Below are 18,098 nucleotides of genomic sequence, written 5' to 3'. Positions count from 1 at the left end.
CGCGAGCACCACCGCTTGTGGGGCGTCCGCGTTTTAGGGCACTTGCCATGCCCCGCCACCACGCTTACAGAACAGTCATGACGCGTTCGAATGACGTGCACGCATACGCGTTAGAATCGCGATAGACCGGTAAACGCACCTGATAGAAAAGACTCCGCCTTGGTCACTTCACCGCAACATCCCATAGCCTCCACGACACCCGAAGGCGATTTTGGGGCCTCCTCCCCCGCCGACCTGCACGCCCCTGACGCAACGACTCGCAAGGGACGCATACCCTACATCCCGGCGCTTGACGGCATCCGCACCCTCGCCGTCGCTGCCGTCGTGCTCTACCACCTCAATCCCAGCCTCGTTCCCGGCGGCATGCAAGGCGTCACCGTGTTCTTCGTCTTGTCGGGCTACCTGATCACACGCTTGCTGCTCAGTGAGCACAAGGGCACGGGGCGCATCGATCTCAAGGGGTTTTGGCAGCGCCGCCTGCGCCGCCTCGTTCCCGCTATCGTCACGGTGATCGTGGCGACCGCGGCGCTCTGCACCCTGTTCAACCACGTCATGCTCACCAAGATGAGGCCAGATATCATCCCGTCTGCCCTGTTTGTGAACAACTGGTGGCAGATCTTCAACCAGCAGTCCTATTTCAATGCGATCGGGGACCCGTCGCCACTCACTCATTTCTGGTCGCTTGCGATTGAAATGCAGTTCTACCTCGTATGGCCCGTGGCGCTCATGCTTGCGCTGCGTCACGGTGAGCCCAAGAAGCGGATCCGTCGCGCCGCCCTGGCGCTCGCAGCGGTGTCGGCACTTGAGATGGCGATCCTCTACGATCCCGCCACCGACCCCAGTCGCATCTACTACGGCACCGACACACGCGCGTTCTCCCTTCTTTTGGGAGCTTGGCTCGCACTCGTCACCAACATTCGCCTACCTCGGGCCCTGCGCGACGCCCTGCACGCCGCATTGGCGAATAATAGCCAGCGGCATCTCAAGCAACACGGTGCAAGCCCGCTCGACCTCTTAGGAGTTCTGGGGCTCGCGGGCCTCTTGATGCTCATGGCGTTCACGAACGGCTACAGTGCCTTCCCCTACTATGGGGGAATTCTCATTACCTCGCTTTTCACGCTCATGGTCATTGCTGCGTGCGCACAACCCCATAGTCACCTTGGACGTTTCTTCGGCATTAAGCCCCTCGTATGGCTGGGACAGCGCTCCTACGGCATCTACCTGTGGCATTATCCGCTTCTCCTGTTGATGAACCCCGCCAGCGATGTGACTACCAAGCCGTGGTGGGCATATGCCCTGCAGGTCTGCATCGTTATCGGCATTTCTGAGCTGAGCTATCGTTGCATCGAGACGCCATTTCGACATGGAGCCGGCAAGCGCATCGTCTCGCAGCTGCGCGACCGCGAGACGTTGCCAAAATGGGCCCGCGCGAACGTCATCCCGCTGGCGATTGCAGGGGCCACGGCCCTCGTAGCGGCGGGAGGCATCGCGTTCGTCCCCGCCACCTCTGCCCTGAGCGAGGACGGCGCCGCACTTCTTCAGGGCGCAAGTGAAAATGGCAGCCCCAATGGCACCGATAGTGCAGCGCCCGACCAGGACGGCACTTCGCCCCAAGGCGGCACCTCGGCGGCGGACGGCACCTACGACATCACGATGGTGGGCGACTCGGTCTCGCTGCGCGCAGTCGATTCGTTCAACCAGATGTTCCCGCACGGCTATATCGATGCGGCAATGAATCGGCAGTTCACCGCCGGCATCGACATCTACAAATCGCTTGTGGACCAAGGGCTCGCAGGTCGCGTTAGCGTCTTCGCACTCGGCACGAACGGGCCGTTCTCGAGCGAGAACGTCGATGAACTCATGAATCTTGCCGGAACGAACCGCATCGTCGTGTTCGTGAACAACCGCGCGGCGCGCCCGTGGTGCGAGCCGAATAACCAAGTTCTCGCCGATGCTGCCTCGCGCTACAAAAACGTCATCCTCATCGATTGGTATTCGTACAGCGCCGACCGCAACGACCTGTTCGATGGCGACGGCATTCACCTCTCGAACACAGGCGTCACCGAGTATCTCCAGCTCATTGACGACCAGGTGGCCCGCTACCTGCCCATCCATCTCGAGGATGGAGATGACGAGCGCCTGTTGATTGCCCAGCACGCGCTCGACAGCCTCAAGACGTCAATTGGGGCCGAGTTTGCGCATATGAAGATCGAAGGTGACACGGAATAGCGGCGGCACGACGGGACGTCGGCGCGAGCAGGGGCCGATGCTGACGGAACGTCACTGCCGACGGCACGACGACGCGAGCGTAATGTCGAAAAAATCGCGATTGAAGCGCGTCATTTTCGACATTACGCTCGCGTCTTTCTGTCAAAGACACCTCGACCGCGCCGCTCCGTCAATAGCGTCTCACCCGTGTATTCATCGCCATGAAACGCTTGCCTGCATACGAGTGCCTCCCTGCCAAAGGCGTCTCGTTCGCACATCTAGCCTCACCCTCGTTAACACGCTGTTATTGCGATTTTTAGATGGCGCCTCCAGCCTAAATGCACCCATAGCGACAATCCGCCACTCGCTCCACCTGCGCAGGTTCGAAACACCCCGCGCAGGTGACAGGATACCGACAGAAACACGAGGACAACTGCTTAAAAACTAGCCAGAACCCCCTGCTACGCTCATGTCTCCCGACAGGCCGAACACATGGGAGGGGCAAATGACTGTTACCAACGACAACAAGATCGAGCTGCTCCTAAACGCGGCGGAGGAGCATGGCCAATGTCTCGTCCGGCCTCACAATGCACATCTCATGCGGGCACTCGCCTATCGCGCGAACCACGCGAAACGGAACCCGATCTATTCTCCGTATCGCGGAATCTACGTTCGACAGGCGTACTGGAATGGGCTCTCCCGCACCGAGCAGGTCACACACATGGCAAAAGCGCTTTCGCAGATTCATCCGGAATGGGTGTTCGACGGTTATACTGCGGCTGCAATTCGCGGATGGAACGTATCGTACAGCCTTCTTGACAGACTGAGCATCGTCGCCCCGTACCAAGTGCAGTCAAAATCGATTATCGCGAGAAGCAGCAAGCATATTACGCACGAAATACTCCATGGCATTCGCGTGACGACGGTTGCCCAAACCCTTCACCAGTGCCTGCGAGCCGGAGATTTACGAACTGCCCTCCCCATAGCCGATTCCGCACTGCGAGTGACTGGGAAAACGAGTAGCAGCCTCATCGAGTTGCTCGAAAACGATCCGGCGATCGTTAGGCAACATGATCTGCAAAGGGCGGTTGATGTCCTGTCTCTCGCCGACGCTCGCAGTGAAAGTGGCGGCGAGTCCATTGCGCGCGCAACGATGATCATGCTTGGATTTGCCGTACCCGACCTCCAGATCGAATGCCATGATCCGATGAATCCAAGCAAGGTGATTCGCGTCGACTTCTACTGGACTCTTTCAGACGGAACGGTGATCATCGGCGAGCTCGATGGGAAGCAGAAATATGTCGATCCAGCCATGACAAAAGGTAAGGACCTGGTAAGAATCCTCAGCGATGAGCGCCTACGCGAATCGCGCCTCAGCATCAATGGAGCGCGCATCGTACGTTTTTCGTTTGACGATGTGTGTAATGTAGCCTATTTTGCCCAACTTCTCGAAAGCTACGGCGTTCCTCGGGATACTTCCGGGATGTTTGTAGACCACGCGATGGTCTCTTTGCCCACGTGCGCCAAGTGCGAAGAGATGCCTCCGCTCGAATGCTATGCAGACCTTGTTGCCCCCTATGAACATCGAAGATAGGCGCAGCAAAAGCCAGCTAGGTCAAATATGGGATGTCTCAAGCATGCCAACGCGAGCGAGGGGTGTCTCAACGCGCGGCAAGCACCTCGGCGCTATCGAGACAATGGCCTCAACGCGATCGGAGCGCCCCTCTTTGGAACGTCTCGCGTAAAATGTCGAATTTGAAGCGTTTTAATTGCATTTTTTTCGACGTTACACGCGCGACTAGTCGACGAAGCGGCCGTGAACCTCATGACTCCGCGCGGGCGCCAAGGTATGTGGGCACCACCGTGCGCGAGTGCCATCATGTGCGGGAGTCCGTCGTCATCCTCGCGTTCGGCGCCTGCCAGTGCGCGTACGGGTACCACGGTGCGTGGGCGCCCGCTAGTATCCCAGTGCCTGCAACACGAACATCACAATGGTGAGCACGGTGATGAGCACAATGGTGGCCCAGGTAAGCACGTTCCACAAACGGCTGTTTTTGTAGCCACCCATGATATGTTTATCGCCGGCGATAAACACCAAGAACACGAGCAGAATGGGCAGCAGCACGCCGTTGATGACCTGCGCGCTCATCATGATCTGGAACAGATCGACGCCCGGCATGATCACGAGTGCGGCCGACGCCACGATAATCACCGTGATGATGCCGCGGTAGACCGGCGCCTCGCTCCAGCTGCGGTCGGCACCGCGCTCCCAGCCAAAGGCCTCGCAAATCGCGCTCGACGTCACGCCAGGCAGCACGCACGCCGCCAAGAAGCTCGCCGCCACCAGGCCCGCGGCGAACAGCACCGTGGCGAACTCACCGGCGATGGGCTCGAGTGCCAGGGCGGCGTCGGCCGCGTCGGCAACATGTATGCCCGCCGGATACAGCACCGCGCCCGTGGTGATGATGATGAACCACGCGATGGCGCAGGCGATCACGGATCCGGTCGTGGTGTCGATGCGCTGCAGGACGATATCGGACTCGTCGGCGTTCTTGTCCACGACGTTGTTCTGGGCGAGGAAGATCATCCAGGGCGCGATGGTGGTGCCGATGGTCGCCACGAGCAGCGACACGTAGCTCGGCTCGGGGATGAGGTGCGGCGTCACGGTGGAGAGCGCCACCTCACCCCAGTTGGGGCCCGCCAGGAAGGCTGCCACCACATACGTCACAAACACGCAGCTCACGAGCAGGAGGATCTTCTCGATGCGGCGGAAGCTTCCGCTCATGGTGAGCAGCCAAATGAGCAGACCCATCAGCGGCACGGACACCGTCTTGGGAATGCCGAACAGCGCAAGGCCGCTCGCGATGCCCGCAAACTCGGAGATGGTCACGGCCGTGTTGGCGATGAGCAGGGCGATCATGGCGAGTGCCGTCTTGCGCACGCCGAACTTCTCGCGGATGAGCGAGGCGAAGCCCTTACCCGTCACGCATCCGCAGCGGGCGGCGGTCTCCTGCACCACGATGAGCAGCAGCGCCATCACGGGCAGCATCCACAGCGTGGCATAGCCGTAGGAGGCACCCGCGCTCGAATACGTCGCGATGCCACCGGCGTCATTGCCGGACAGCGCCGCCAAGAGCCCCGGCCCCATGGCACCGAGCACCGCGGCGACGGTCAGTTTCTTCTTGGTCGATTGCTCCATACCGTGCACCACACCCTACAGCAACGGCAGCGTGCCGAGTACGGTGTAGGCCAACGCGGAGAGGAGCACCGCCGCAAACGTAAGCGAGGTGCCAGAAATGCTCTGGTCCTTCTCGTCGCTGCGGAACAGTACGTAGAAGTAGATCACGGCACTCGCGTACGTGCCCACTATGACGGCGGCGGCACCCTTGAAGCAGGAGAGGAGCGCGATCGCTGCCCATGGGTCCGCCTCGCCAAAGAGGGTCGTTGCCATGAGCTCGCCACAGAGGAAGACCACGGCGGCCAGAATAACGCCGATGAGCGTCGTCTTGAGGAAGAACCCGAGGTAGGGCTTGGGCTCGTCGTCGCGCTCGTCGTACTCAAGGTAGCTGTTCTTCACAAAGGAGACCATGCGCATGGAGGCGAGGAGCACGACCGGCATGATCGAAATGGGCATGAGCGCCGTTAGACCCTGGCTGGTGATCATCTGGTGGGCCGTCGCGATACCCATGACGTTGAGGTCGAGGCGCTCCAACGGTGTCACCACGATGGCGGCGATGGCGCACGCCGCGATGGCCCACACCACAACCCAGTACTGGCGCTGCGAGAACCACGTAAAAGCGTGCGTGGACTCGCCGGCGTTGCTCTCGCCCACCGACACACCTGCGATCTGCAGGTCCTCGGCATGCTCCTCGGCGATGACGTCCAGGGCGTCGTCAACCGTGACGATACCCAGGATATGGCGGTTCTCATCACAAACGGGCATGGCGACGAGGTCGTACTTGGTCATCTCGTCGGCCACCTGCTCTTGGTCGAGATCGGGGGCGACCCACACCACGTCGCGGTAGGCGAGGTCCTTCAGGCGGTCGGTGTGATCGGCGACCACGAGCGAACGCATGGACAGCACGCCCGTGAGCGCGCCCTCGGCGTCGGTGGTGTACACGTAGTAGATGCTCTCGAAGTCCTCGTCCAGATCGCGCAGCGCATCGATGGCGTCCTGAACCGTCGCCGTGGCGGGCAGGGCCACGAACTGATTAGTCATGATGCGACCCGCGGTGTCCTCCTCGTACCCAAGGAGGTCGCGAATGGCCTTCTCCTCTTTGACGCCCATGAGGCGCAGGAGCTTTTCCGCCTTCTCGTAATCGAGTTCCTCGATGAGCGCGGCTGCGTCGTCGGGGTCCATCGTGGCGAGCATCGTCGAGGCCTCGCGGTCGGACAAGCCCTCGAGCATCTCGGTCATGAGCTCGTCATCGTCGAGCTCGGCAATGGCCTCGGCCGCCTGCTCGGTGTCAAGCTGGGCGAACACCTGCGTGCGCAAACGCGGATCGAGCTGCTCGATGATGTCGGCGATATCGGCGGGGTGCAGCTCGGAAAGCGTCTTGTGCGAGACGGAAAGCTTGATCTGCTTGGTGGAGCGCTCCAGCAGGTCCATGTAAGACCACGCGATGATGTCCTCGGGCAGGGGCTTGCCGAGCATCTTGGCGACCTTCACGGTCACGCGCTCGAACAGCGGATGAATGGCGCGCAGCAGACCGCGCGCACCCACCTCGGCGCCAAGCAGGCGCAGCTGGTTCTCGCCGGTGGTGGACAGCTTGATGTCGTTCACGCGCACGACCTTCATGCCCTGCGTGTCGACGATCTGCTTGTTCATGATGTCGCGAGCCAGCAGCACCTCATCGGGCTGCAGGTAGGAGAAGCGAATGTCGGTGGCAGGGTACTTGAGATACACGCCGTCGTCGTCGAAACGCTCGACGTACTTGCGCCAACTGATCATGAAGGGCGTTTTGCCCGGGCCCTGGAATGCGAGCGCCGTGACACGGGGGAAGACCTCGCCCGTGGCAATGCCGAGGTCGTTGACGATGCCGATTTTCTCACCGGCGGCATCGACCACCGGCAGCTTCAGCATTTCGGAAAGGTAGTTCATCGTGCTCCTTTACGTGCAGGTTCACCCCGGCGAATTCCCGCACCGCGCATGAGCGCAGGGGCACCGCTGGGGTCATCGACTGTGTGGTCGGGGCTTAGCTTTCACCTCAGGCCTTTCTCGTGACCCTCTCATAAAACAAAACAAGCGGCCGTCCCCTCAAGGCACAGCCGTTGTAACTATACCATGCACGGACGCACGGTCTTGTAAGGCTTCCAACAGCCCTTCATCACTCCTCATTAGGCATACCATTGGGGGACGCGCCCCTTTGGCACGCCGGATACGCCACCGCTATCCCACCGTCGGCGCGTCAGCATCCTCGGGCATCTTGACGGTGCCCTGGACGACGTCTTGGGGAAACGTACCGTCGAGCTCCATGAGCTCGCTGACGGTCACGAGCGTGTAGCCGGCGTCGCGCAGGCCGTCGATGATCGCGGGCAGCGCTTCGATATCTTGCTCACGGTTGCCCCCACCATCGTGCATGAGGGCGATGGCGCCGTTGAACGCCTGATTGAGCACCGTCTTGGTTATCGCATCCGCACCGGGACGCTTCCAATCAAGTGTGTCGATATTCCACAGCACGTTGCAACTGAGCAAATCGGCGGAGCGGGCCCACTCGGTGGCGGTGAACGCACCGTACGGGGCGCGAATCATCTGCGGGCGAAAGCCCGATGCGCCCTCCAGGGTGTCGAACGCCGTCACGATCTCGGAGCGCAGCTCATCGGCGCCCTCGGTGGGCAAGTTCTTGTGGGCATTCGTGTGGCTTGCCAGCTCATTACCGCCATCAACGACCGCCTTGGCGAGAGCCGGATTGCCTGCCGCGCTCGTGCCCAAATTGAAAAACGTCGCCCTAGCTCTTTTTTGGGCCAAGATATCGAGGATGGCCTGCGTGTAGCGACTTGGGCCGTCATCAAACGTGAGCGCGATGTACTTTTTGGAACCGACGGGCCGCGCGTTCCTGGAGCCGATGATCAGGTCCTGCGGCTCCTCGATCGTGCCCTTGTCCACCACCTCGCCGGACTTCTCGCCCTTCCACACGGTATGCGAACCTGCCTTGCCCCACTGCTTGACGTACTGGATGGCTCCACCCGCCTCCATTTGGACGCCGGGGGCCAAGGGCTCGACGGTCTCCGCGTGGGGCTCGGTGACATCTGCACCATCGGATACGGTGAAGATGCCGCCTTCGGCAACTTCGGTCTGCGAGAACTTCTCGGATGCAAGCGGCTGGGCGTTGTCGCCCTCGCCCACCGCGACGGTGCAACGCTCGCCTCCATCTTCCTCTATCACGTTGCCGCTTACAGAAAGCAGGCGACCGGGCTTGACGCCAAAAAAGTCGTTGCCATCCAGCATATCCTCAACGGTCGCGTGAATTCGCACGTCGACGTGCTCGCCGTTAACCACAACGGGGACGCTCCGCCAAAAGGCAACGTACCCATAGGCCACGCCGGCCAGCAAAAGCGCGCCGGCGAACACGAGGAGCACGACCCGGAACGGCGCAGATCCGGTATCGACGGCTGAACGGGCCGCCGGCGTCTGTCGAGGCACAACAGCAGGGCGCGGTGTCGAAACGCGTCGTTTCTTGGCTGAGTAACGACCCTGACTGTTCATTTCCACGAAGCCTCGCTATTCGGACGTCCCGGAACTGGAATCTTGCGTCACGCTGGGAAGAGAAGCGCCTTTGGGCAGCCCGGCGCTGCTTACGTCTATCGCATCCGCCAAATCATCATCGGTGGCGATCAGCTCCGATATCGTCACCAATTTGTAGCCGCTTTCGAGCAGGCGATCAATGAGCTGGGGCAACGCTTCCACGGTCTGCGATGCCGTCGCGTCGTTGTCGGTGAAGAGCACGATGTCGCCGTTGCTGACCGACCCCGTCACGGTCTCGATGACCGAATCGGCGCCCTGCAAGAGCCAGTCGCCCGAATCGACGTTCCAGGTAACCACAACGCTCACCAAATCCATCGCCGCAGCCCAATTCTCCTCGGAGAATTCGCCAAATGGCGGGCGCAGCAACGCGGTCGATGTCCCAGCGGCGTCCGAGACCGCCTCGAACCCCTTCGTTATCTGATCGCGCAGGTCCGAGGCTCCCAACTCGCGCAGGTCGACATCCGAGTACGCATTGGTACCGATCTCGTTACCCGACTCCGCAATCGCACGCACGGCAGCGGAATTCGAAGCGACCTTATCACCCGAGACAAAAAACGTCGCCTTGACGCCCTTCTCCTGGAGAATGCGGATGATTTCCTCGGTCTGGTTACTCGGCCCCTCGTCGAACGTAAGGGCAACGTACTTCTCGTCTTTTTTGCCCGGCAACACCGACGCGCACTTTACCAGCGCGTTCACCGGCTCCTCGACCACGCCCTTGTCCACGACCTTGCCCGTCTTGGACCCAGTCCAGACCTCGGATCGGCCCGCCTTGCCCCATGTCTCCACATACCGCACAGGGCCCGTGCCCTCAACGGTCAACGTGGGTTCAATCGTGGTCGCGGCGACGTCATGGTCTTCATAGACGTCCTCGCCGTCTTCGATGGTCACCTCCTCGCCGCCCTCGAGCTGGATGGAAGCGAGCTTCTTGCCCGAAACCTTCTTTCCGCCAAGTGTGACGGTGTAGGCGGTCCCGCCGCCCTTCTCGAGTACCTCGTCATCGACGGCGAGCAGGTCGCCGGGCTCGAGCTCGAGTTCCTGGTCGGAAATGACGCGCTCGATATCCGAGTTGATCCGAACCTTTACGGAGGCACCGTTGAGTGTGATCTCAACGCTGCGGTTGGCGTACCACACGATGCTCGCCACGAACAACAAGAAGGCGCAGCCAACCATGATCAGGGCGTATACCCTGCGATCGTTGCCGCCGTATCCGTGACCGGGGCGTCTGCGTCCGCCGAACCCTTGCGATCTACGCAGGTACTGCGCCCCCTTGCGGCGCTGTTGACGACGGCGCCCGCCCGGAAGCTGATTCCCGGTGTTCTTGCGATACCGCGGTTTTGTTTTTGAGGAGTAGGAGGTGGTGTAGTTAGGCAATGATTCCCCCGTCCCGCTTATTTCTTTTGTTTTCTTGGCGGCGTTCCGGCTGCCTTCTTATATTCGCTCATAAACGAGCCGAACATGCCCTTGGTCTTGCCGAGCTGTTTGCCCAAGGCCTTCGAACCCTTGTCGAGGGCCTTGGAACCGGCGTCGTCGATGATGGCGGCGCCCTTCTTGGCCTGGACTTTCGCCTTGGCACCGACCTCCCCCGCCTTGGCGGCGACCTTCACGCTCGCCTCGGCGGCCTTGGCGGCGGCACCGCCCGAGAACTCAAGGTCGAGTGCCGCATCGCTCACGATCATCGCGCCGTCGCGGTAACCCTTGAGCATTGACGCCGGCATCTCCCGGTGACCGACCAGCGCATTGGAGGCACCGCCCTCGGTGAGGATGAACGAGGTCACGTTGCCAGTTTTGGGATTGAAATCGGCATCGGAGCAAAAGCCGACCGGCCTGCCGGAGACCGTGCGAACATCCATGCCCGTCCAGATGAGGCAGGCATCGAGGTTGATGCCCAACCGCTTAGCCGCTGCATTGTCGAACGCCGCGCGGTCATCCTTGGCGACCATCACGTCGCCGCTCACGCCTATGGCGTCATACGCGATAAAGCGATCGGGCTGCTTGACCATCCCGGCGATATCCGGCAGGCGCAGCATAAAGCCCACCACCCGGGTTCCCTCGGGGGTGAACACCGGGTAGTGGATCTTGCCAACCTTCTTTGGTTCGCGCGGGGTCCCGTCTTTTTTAATCCTCTTGTCTTGAGCGGGCAGCTTATAGAGCTTGATTCCCGTGAAATCGCCGGCAAGCATTCGGATGTCGAGACGCTACGCCTGAACGGCGACGTCAGAGGCCTCGGGGGCGACCGTCTCGACCACGACGTCGGCAGCAGGGGTGACGGTACCGGCGTTTACGGCATCGTTCAGCTGCTCGCGGAGCTGGTCCATGCGCTCGCGGGCAAGATCGACCTTGGCGCGCAGCTCATCCGTGGCGGCGTCCATGGTGGGGCCGAAATCATCCATGGCGGCGCGGGCCTGATCGATGCCCTGCTCGTACATGTCACGCGCGGAGTCCCACGCGTCGTTGGCCATGTCGGCCGCCATAGCGCGGGTCTCGGAGCCGGAACGGGGCGCGTACAGAACGCCCAAAACCACGCCGGCTGCAGCGCCCAGCGCGGCGCCTGCGACAAAACTCATACCCTTGCCCATGTTTACTCCTTTGTTGGACTCAGATGTCCATCCAGATCATTTGCTTCAACCATTATACGCATGCGCTTGCGACAATGGGCATGAGCCCATCGTCACGTAACACGCCTCGATTACTCAGCGGCGGCTCCGCCGTACACGACACCCTCCGCATCATGCGGTTCGACAACTGCGCCCTCGGTGTCGATTGCGCCAAAGGCCTGCTCTTCCTCCGTCTCTTCGGGCGAGTCGGGCTCGGCGGCGTTGCCGCGCAAATTGCTCACCAGGCTCGTCAGGGCGGCAACCGTCCCCGGGAAATCCGGCGGCGTCTGATCATGATGCAGGAAGGCCCAGTTCATCATGAACGTCGCCGAGGAAAGGGCGCCGATGGCAAGGGCATCGTCGGGGCACGATACCTCGACGTCGAACAGGCGGTCGTCGCCCATCACGTTCCGCGTACGCCCCGTCGAGATGGTGCCCGCGAGGCCCGTCTCATTCATAATCTCGACCGTGAGATGCTCAAGCAGGTGGGCGAGCTCCGTATGTCCCATGCAATCCTGAAACTTGGAACCTGCATCACCCAGGCACAGATGCTCGGCGATTGCCGGTGCCAGGTAGTAGACGCGCGCTGTGGCCTCGACGTCCTCGGACGTCATGAGCGGCATGCCGGGATTCACCAGCACGCGGGCGGTGAGCTTTTTGGGGCCTATCGTGACCTTGAGAATGTTGAACAGATCGGCCATGGCCGCTCCTTTCCAGTTTCCAGTCGCGCTCTTCGTTTGCCTTATTCGCCTACTCGCCCTGGTCGGTCGACGTGTCGGGCTGCCGGTCGGTGCCCTCGTTCGCGGCGGCGAGCTCTTCCTCGGACGGAGCGATAACGCGCACGAGCGAAATGCGCTGACCACGCATGGACTGCACCTTGAACTTGTACCCCTCCGCCTCGAAAACCTCACCGATATCCGGGAGCGAATCGCAAAGGTCCAGAATCCAGCCGGCGATGGTCTCGTACTCGTCGCTTTCCTCAATGGGCCAGCCGAGCTCGATGGCGTCGTCGCAGGGAAAGCGACCGTCCACGAGCCATTCCCTCTTGGAGAGGCGCGTGAGGTACTTGTTGTCGGGGTCGAACTCGTCCTCGATCTCGCCGACGATCTCCTCGACGATATCCTCGATGGTGATGATGCCTGCCGTTCCGCCGTACTCGTCAACCACGACCACGATCTGGTCATGGGCGGTTTGCATCTCGGAAAGCAGCGGCAGGATGTCCTTCGTATCGGGGATGAACGTTGCATCGCGCATGAAGTCGCTCACCGGGCGGTCGGCGCCCTCGCCCATGGCGGGTGCGATCAGGTCCTTGATGTGCGCGATGCCCACCACACTGTCCTGGTCCTCGTGAAAGACCGGTACGCGCGAGTAGCCCGTCTGGCAAAGCAGCCCCATAACCTCGGAGACCGTCTGGACGTCCTCGACCATGGTCACATCGACGCGGGGCACCATGACCTCGCGCGCGGAGGCGTCGCCCAGGTCGAACACCTCGTGGATGATGCGCTTCTCCTCATCGAGCAGCGTGTCCTGCTCGTTGATCATGTACTTGATCTCCTCCTCGGAGACGTTCTGGCGGTCATCCGCGCTCTTGATGCGCATAAGCGCGGCGAGGCCGTTCGCAGATGCTTGCGTGAGCCACACGAGCGGGCGAGCGATCTTCTGGAACACGGTGAGCGGCTGGGCCACGCGCTTTGCCATACCCTCCGCGTCGGCCAGCGCGATGCGTTTGGGCACGAGCTCACCAACGACGATGGACAGGTAGGAGACGATCAGGGTAATGATCACCGGGGCGAGACCCGGTGCGACCGCCGAGAGAGGTGCGATGCCAAAGCTCGAGAGCCATTGGGCAAGCGGGTCGGACAGGTTCGTCGAGGCGACGGCCGACGAGGCGAAGCCGACGAGCGTGATGGCGACCTGGATGGTAGCGAGGAAGTTGCCGGAGTCCGACGCAAGCTCGGCGGCGCGGGCGGCGCGGCGGTCGCCTTCTTCCGCCTCGTGGTCGAGCACGGCGCGCTTTGCCGTGGTGAGCGCCATCTCGGACATGGAAAAGTACCCGTTGACGACGGTGAGGACAAGGGTTGTGATGATGCTTATGGTGATGTCCATGGGGACGGTTTCGAACCTCCTGGGTAGGTGTGCAGGTCATTGTCGGCGGGCATGCGGGGTCCCGCGCCCGTCGACGGCGGGACGCGAGACTAGATCACGAAGAGGACCACCGCCAAGAACTGAAGGACACTACCGGCGAGCACCCACACGTGAAACACCGTGTGCATGTAGCGGATCTTCTTGAGCACATAGAACACCGCGCCGATGGTGTAGCACACACCGCCGGCGGCGAGCAGGAACAACGCTGTAGGATGGAGCGCCTCGATAAGTTGCGGCAAGCGGAACAGCACGAGCCAGCCCATGGCCACGTACATGACGGCGGTGAGCCAATGGGGCTGTCGCTCGCGCATGAACGCCTCGAACAGCACGCCCGCGATGGCAAGAGCCCATACCGCGATGCACAGCGGTATGCCGCCCGCCTCGCCGAGGGTGATGAGGCAAAACGGCGTGTAGGTACCCGCGATGAGCACGTAAATGCAGCTGTGATCGATGATGCGGAACACACGCTTGGCGGCTGCCGGAGCAATGGCATGATACAGCGTGGATGCAAGATACTCGAGGATGAGGGCGATGCCGAAGATGATCGCGCTCGCAAGCGACGCGGGGTGCGAGCCGGCAACGGCGGCCTTGACGATCATGACGACAAGCGCCGCGACGCCCAAGGCGGCACCGATGCCATGGGTGATTGAATTGGCGATCTCCTCGCCCAACGTGTATTGAGGAGGTAGACGACGCCTGACAGCACGGGCCGCAGCCTTGACGGGAGCTCCAACGGTAACGGCGGCGCCCTTAGCGCCCGATTCGGCAGCATGGAGCAAGCGCTGCGCCCGCGATGCCGCGTCGGCGCGCGCTATGGGAACAGGGGCAGCCGCGACGTCTGGCCGCGGCGTGAGACTGTCACTGGTGTCCGGCATGTGGCTGTTCGGCCTCCAAAATCGGTGCATTGTTCAGAACTATAGCAGAACCCGGGCCCCCTGCATATCGCAGGTGGACCCGGGCACACTTCTTAACCCGACCTCAACTGAATCAAGTGAATAGCCCATGCGCCGGAGCTATGCGCGCAACTCGACTGGGATCCCCTTCTCAGAGGGTAGGATTGTCGAAAAAGCCGCTCGAAAGCAGGGCGATTTTCGACATTCCTACCCTCAATGGAAAACGAAAGCGCTGTTACCCCTACTTGACCTCGATGAGCTCGTAGTTGCTCGTACCGAGGCCGATCTTCTCGCCGTGCTCAATCATAGAGCGCCAGTTGGTGTCGGGATGCGTCATGTTGAAGTGGTCGTGCGCGCAGTGCTCGGGCACGCCACCAGCGGCGTCGAGCTTATCGCGCATCTCGGTGAGCTCAGTGTTGGGCATGGCGGGCATCTTGAGCGCCGCATCGATGCAGGCCTGGTCGATCGCCACGGGATCGAAGCTCGCGAACATACCGATATCGGGCACGATGGGCGTATCGTTCTCGGCATGACAGTCGCAGTTGGGGCTGACGTCGATGGCGAGCGAAATGTGGAAGCTCGGACGATCCTGCACGACAGCTTGCGTGTACTCGGCAATCTTGCAGTTGAGCACATCGACCGCAGCGCCGTAGTCGGGCTTGACGGCGTCCTGGTTGCACGCGCCCACGCAGCGGCCGCAGCCCAAGCATCGGTCGTGGTCGATGTGGGCGACGGGCGTCTCCACCACCTTGCCGTTCTTGAGCGTGCGCTCGCGCGTGGTGGGGAAGCTCACCGCGCCGTGGGCGCAGATGCGCTCGCACGCGCGACACCCGATGCACGCGCCCTCGTGCACGCTGGGCTTGCCGGCGGCGTGCTGCTCCATCTTGCCGGCACGGCTACCGCCACCCATCCCGAGATTCTTCATGCAGCCGCCGAAACCGGCCTGCTCATGCCCCTTGAAGTGCGTGAGGCTGATGACGATGTCGGCGTCCATGAGGGCGTGGCCGATCTTGGCCTCCTGCACGTACTCGCCGTTCTTGACTGGAACGAGCGTCTCGTCCGTACCTTTGAGGCCGTCGGCGATGATGACCTGGCAGCCCGTGGCATACGGGGTGAAGCCGTTTTGGTACGCGCAGTCGATATGCTCGAGCGCGTTCTTGCGGCTGCCCACGTACAGCGTGTTGCAGTCGGTGAGGAAGGGCATGCCGCCCAGCTCCTTAACCACGTCGGCAACGGCGCGGGCATAGTTGGGGCGCAGGAAGGAGAGGTTGCCCAGCTCGCCAAAGTGAATCTTGATGGCAACAAACTTGTTCTCGAAGTCGATCTGCTCGATGCCCGCGCGACGGATGAGACGCTTGAGCTTGTCGAGCTGGCTCTCGCGCCCATGCGTGCGCAGGTTGGTGTAATAGACCTTGGCGGGTGCAGTAGCGGACACAGCGCTCATGGTTCCTCTTTCTCGCTCACGGACACCTTTTGGCTCAAGATTCTACGACCTTGAGTTAGCTTCAACGCAAGAGAGTTCTCGCGTTGCGCTCACAGTCGCGCTGCATCTATCGGAAAGAAATGGCTGTTTTTTTCTTTTAGGCCCCTCTTTCCCGTCCTATCGGAAAAAATCGCTCAATTTGGAGGACGTCATGGCCGAACGAGCCTCTTTGAGCTCGCCAAGGGACGCGGCAGCATCGTAGGCGATTGCAAATACGCAAATGTTGGGCTTTTTCGCCGAAGGAGAAGTACTCGAAAAAACGCCACTTCATCTAGCAGGGCTTTTGCAACCAGATCTACCCGGTCTACTTCAAGTTTGCGAAAATGCCTCAACATTTGCGTATTTGTATCGCGTACGCACTGCAAGAGCCCCCGTCAGCACGGACGCCATGTCTAGTAGCGCGTGCAGACGCCACGCCTACCCTTCGAGCACCTCACGAGCAATCGCGAGATCGCTCTTTACCTCGGGATACTCGTCGCCGCGATGCTGTCGTGTCTCATCGCCCTTTGCAAGCAGCAGAACCACGGATCGTTCCGCCGCGGCGAGCACGCTCGCAAGCACCTGCCTCACAGCCTGCTCGCGGTCGAGGATGACCTCGTGGGAAACGCCTGCCGGCGTATTGGAGGCCAACTCGGCGCAGATATCCTCGACGCGCTCGTGCGCGGGGTCTTCCTCGGTATACACAATATGGTCCGCATAGGCTCCGGCAACGCGCGGCAGGGCCTCACGGCGCTCCTGCGCCTTGCCGCCGGGAGCGCCGAACAGGGCAACCACACGACGGTCGGGATACTCGGCCTTCACGGACTTGAACAGGGTCTCAAAAGAGAGCTCGTTGTGTGCGTAATCGACGATTGCCAGCACCTTGCCGTCCGCAGACGACACGAGCTCCATGCGCCCAGGAACGCGAATCTGGGCAAGGCCCGCACGGATGGAGTCGTAGTCCACGCCGAGCAGGCGCGCCATGACCACTGCTGCCAACGCGTTGTCCACGTTGAACAAACCGGGCATGCCGAGTTCGACACGCTCGGCGCACGCCGTCTGCCCACTTGAGGCGCGCTCACGCACGGTGAACGCCAGACCACCCGTGGGCAGCTGGGCAATGTCGGTTGCACTGAACTGTACCTCGACTGTACGGCGATCGTCGGGCTGCCCTTGCGCATGCTCCACGGCAAACGTGACCACCTGGTCGGCATGCGCGGCGGCGGCAAGCACGCGGTCGACGTGCTCGGTTCGCGCGTTCACCACCGCAATGGAGCACTGATCGAAGATGCGCAGCTTCGAGGTGAAGTAATCTTCGAAATCGGGGTGCTCCACGCCAGAGATGTGATCGCGGCCGATGTTGAGGAAGCAACCGATTTCAAGCGGAAGCCCCAGCACGCGGTCGTACTTGAGGCCCTGGCTCGAGACCTCCATCACCATGTGATCTCGACCGGCGCGCGTAGTGTTATACAGGTGGCGCCACAAATCCGGAGCCTCGGGCGTGGTGTTGTGGCTCTCCTCGTGGACAAAGCCGTCGTCCGTTTCGATGGAACCCAAGATAGAGGCGTCGATTCCAGCTGCCGAGAAGATGGACCTTAGCATATACGCCACCGTGGATTTTCCCTTGGTGCCCGTAATGCCCACGATATGCAGCCCCTTCTCGGGGTTCCCATACACGGTAGGCGCCACGATCGCCATGGCACGGCGAACATCGGACACGACGAGCGCAGGGGTCAATGGAGACACGGCGAGCAACTCCGAAGGGACCCCGAGTTCGGCGCCAACGCCCTCGCACATATATGCGGCGGCACCGTCCTCGATGGCACCGCCGAGAAATGCAGGGCGAAACGCAGCGCCTTTGCACACGAACAGATTGCCCGGCTCAACTATGCGGGAGTCAATGGCCATGCCCGAGACAACGCGCGAAGGATCGCCCACGATCCGCACGGAGATGTCCTGCGCCTCCAAGGCGAGCGCCAACTGTTCCAGCGTCAACAGGGGCAACGCCGTAGAGCACTTGTCCGAGGGAGCAAGGGAATCTTTAGGCATGG

Annotated in this window: 13 protein-coding genes; 2 read left to right on the top strand and 11 right to left on the bottom strand. The window is 61.5% G+C overall.

What is annotated here, in order from left to right:
• The first annotated feature begins 159 nt into the window (after positions 1–159).
• Both DWV48_RS00440 and DWV48_RS00435 read left to right on the top strand, forming a co-directional pair.
• On the top strand, positions 160–2,229 hold the full coding sequence (locus DWV48_RS00440; RefSeq protein ID WP_118652349.1) for an acyltransferase family protein: 2,070 nt from the start codon (positions 160–162) through the stop codon (positions 2,227–2,229).
• A 484-nt stretch (positions 2,230–2,713) separates the two neighbouring features.
• Positions 2,714–3,802, top strand: coding sequence for a hypothetical protein (locus DWV48_RS00435; protein WP_118652347.1), 1,089 nt, complete (start codon positions 2,714–2,716; stop codon positions 3,800–3,802).
• 363 nt (positions 3,803–4,165) lie between these two features.
• Here DWV48_RS00435 and DWV48_RS00430 read toward each other — a convergent pair whose 3' ends face one another.
• The 11 genes from DWV48_RS00430 to DWV48_RS00380 form a co-directional block, all read right to left on the bottom strand.
• On the bottom strand, positions 4,166–5,407 hold the full coding sequence (locus DWV48_RS00430) for an Nramp family divalent metal transporter (RefSeq protein WP_118652345.1): 1,242 nt from the start codon (positions 5,405–5,407) through the stop codon (positions 4,166–4,168).
• A 15-nt stretch (positions 5,408–5,422) separates the two neighbouring features.
• The gene (locus DWV48_RS00425; RefSeq protein ID WP_118652343.1) at positions 5,423–7,309 is read right to left on the bottom strand and encodes a magnesium transporter; all 1,887 of its coding nucleotides are present in this window, start codon (positions 7,307–7,309) and stop codon (positions 5,423–5,425) included.
• Between the two features lie 288 nt (positions 7,310–7,597).
• On the bottom strand, positions 7,598–8,851 hold the full coding sequence (locus DWV48_RS00420; protein ID WP_158574781.1) for a polysaccharide deacetylase family protein: 1,254 nt from the start codon (positions 8,849–8,851) through the stop codon (positions 7,598–7,600).
• 78 nt (positions 8,852–8,929) lie between these two features.
• Complete coding sequence (locus tag DWV48_RS00415; protein ID WP_118652339.1) at positions 8,930–10,324, bottom strand: polysaccharide deacetylase family protein; 1,395 nt, start codon at positions 10,322–10,324, stop codon at positions 8,930–8,932.
• Positions 10,325–10,341: 17 nt separating this feature from the next.
• Complete coding sequence (locus DWV48_RS00410; RefSeq protein WP_118652337.1) at positions 10,342–11,133, bottom strand: PRC-barrel domain containing protein; 792 nt, start codon at positions 11,131–11,133, stop codon at positions 10,342–10,344.
• 15 nt (positions 11,134–11,148) lie between these two features.
• Positions 11,149–11,529: a YtxH domain-containing protein gene (locus DWV48_RS00405; RefSeq protein WP_118652335.1), complete on the bottom strand. Its 381-nt coding sequence runs from the start codon at positions 11,527–11,529 to the stop codon at positions 11,149–11,151.
• 110 nt (positions 11,530–11,639) lie between these two features.
• Positions 11,640–12,248: a hypothetical protein gene (locus DWV48_RS00400; RefSeq protein ID WP_118652333.1), complete on the bottom strand. Its 609-nt coding sequence runs from the start codon at positions 12,246–12,248 to the stop codon at positions 11,640–11,642.
• Between the two features lie 49 nt (positions 12,249–12,297).
• Entirely contained in the window at positions 12,298–13,653 is a 1,356-nt protein-coding gene (locus DWV48_RS00395) for a hemolysin family protein (RefSeq protein WP_233545990.1), read from the bottom strand.
• A gap of 89 nt (positions 13,654–13,742) precedes the next feature.
• Positions 13,743–14,567 (bottom strand): hemolysin III family protein, encoded by an 825-nt coding sequence (locus DWV48_RS00390; protein ID WP_233545988.1) that lies wholly within the window; start codon positions 14,565–14,567, stop codon positions 13,743–13,745.
• Between the two features lie 259 nt (positions 14,568–14,826).
• Positions 14,827–16,029, bottom strand: coding sequence for a DUF362 domain-containing protein (locus tag DWV48_RS00385; RefSeq protein WP_118652331.1), 1,203 nt, complete (start codon positions 16,027–16,029; stop codon positions 14,827–14,829).
• A gap of 456 nt (positions 16,030–16,485) precedes the next feature.
• Positions 16,486–18,096, bottom strand: coding sequence for a Mur ligase family protein (locus DWV48_RS00380; protein ID WP_118652329.1), 1,611 nt, complete (start codon positions 18,094–18,096; stop codon positions 16,486–16,488).
• Between the last annotated feature and the right edge of the window lie 2 nt (positions 18,097–18,098).

The sequence above is a fragment of the Collinsella sp. AF08-23 genome (assembly GCF_003479805.1).
Lineage (GTDB): Bacteria > Actinomycetota > Coriobacteriia > Coriobacteriales > Coriobacteriaceae > Collinsella.
Note: the sequence above shows the minus strand (reverse complement) of the source record. Positions and strands in the feature narration are given on the sequence as shown.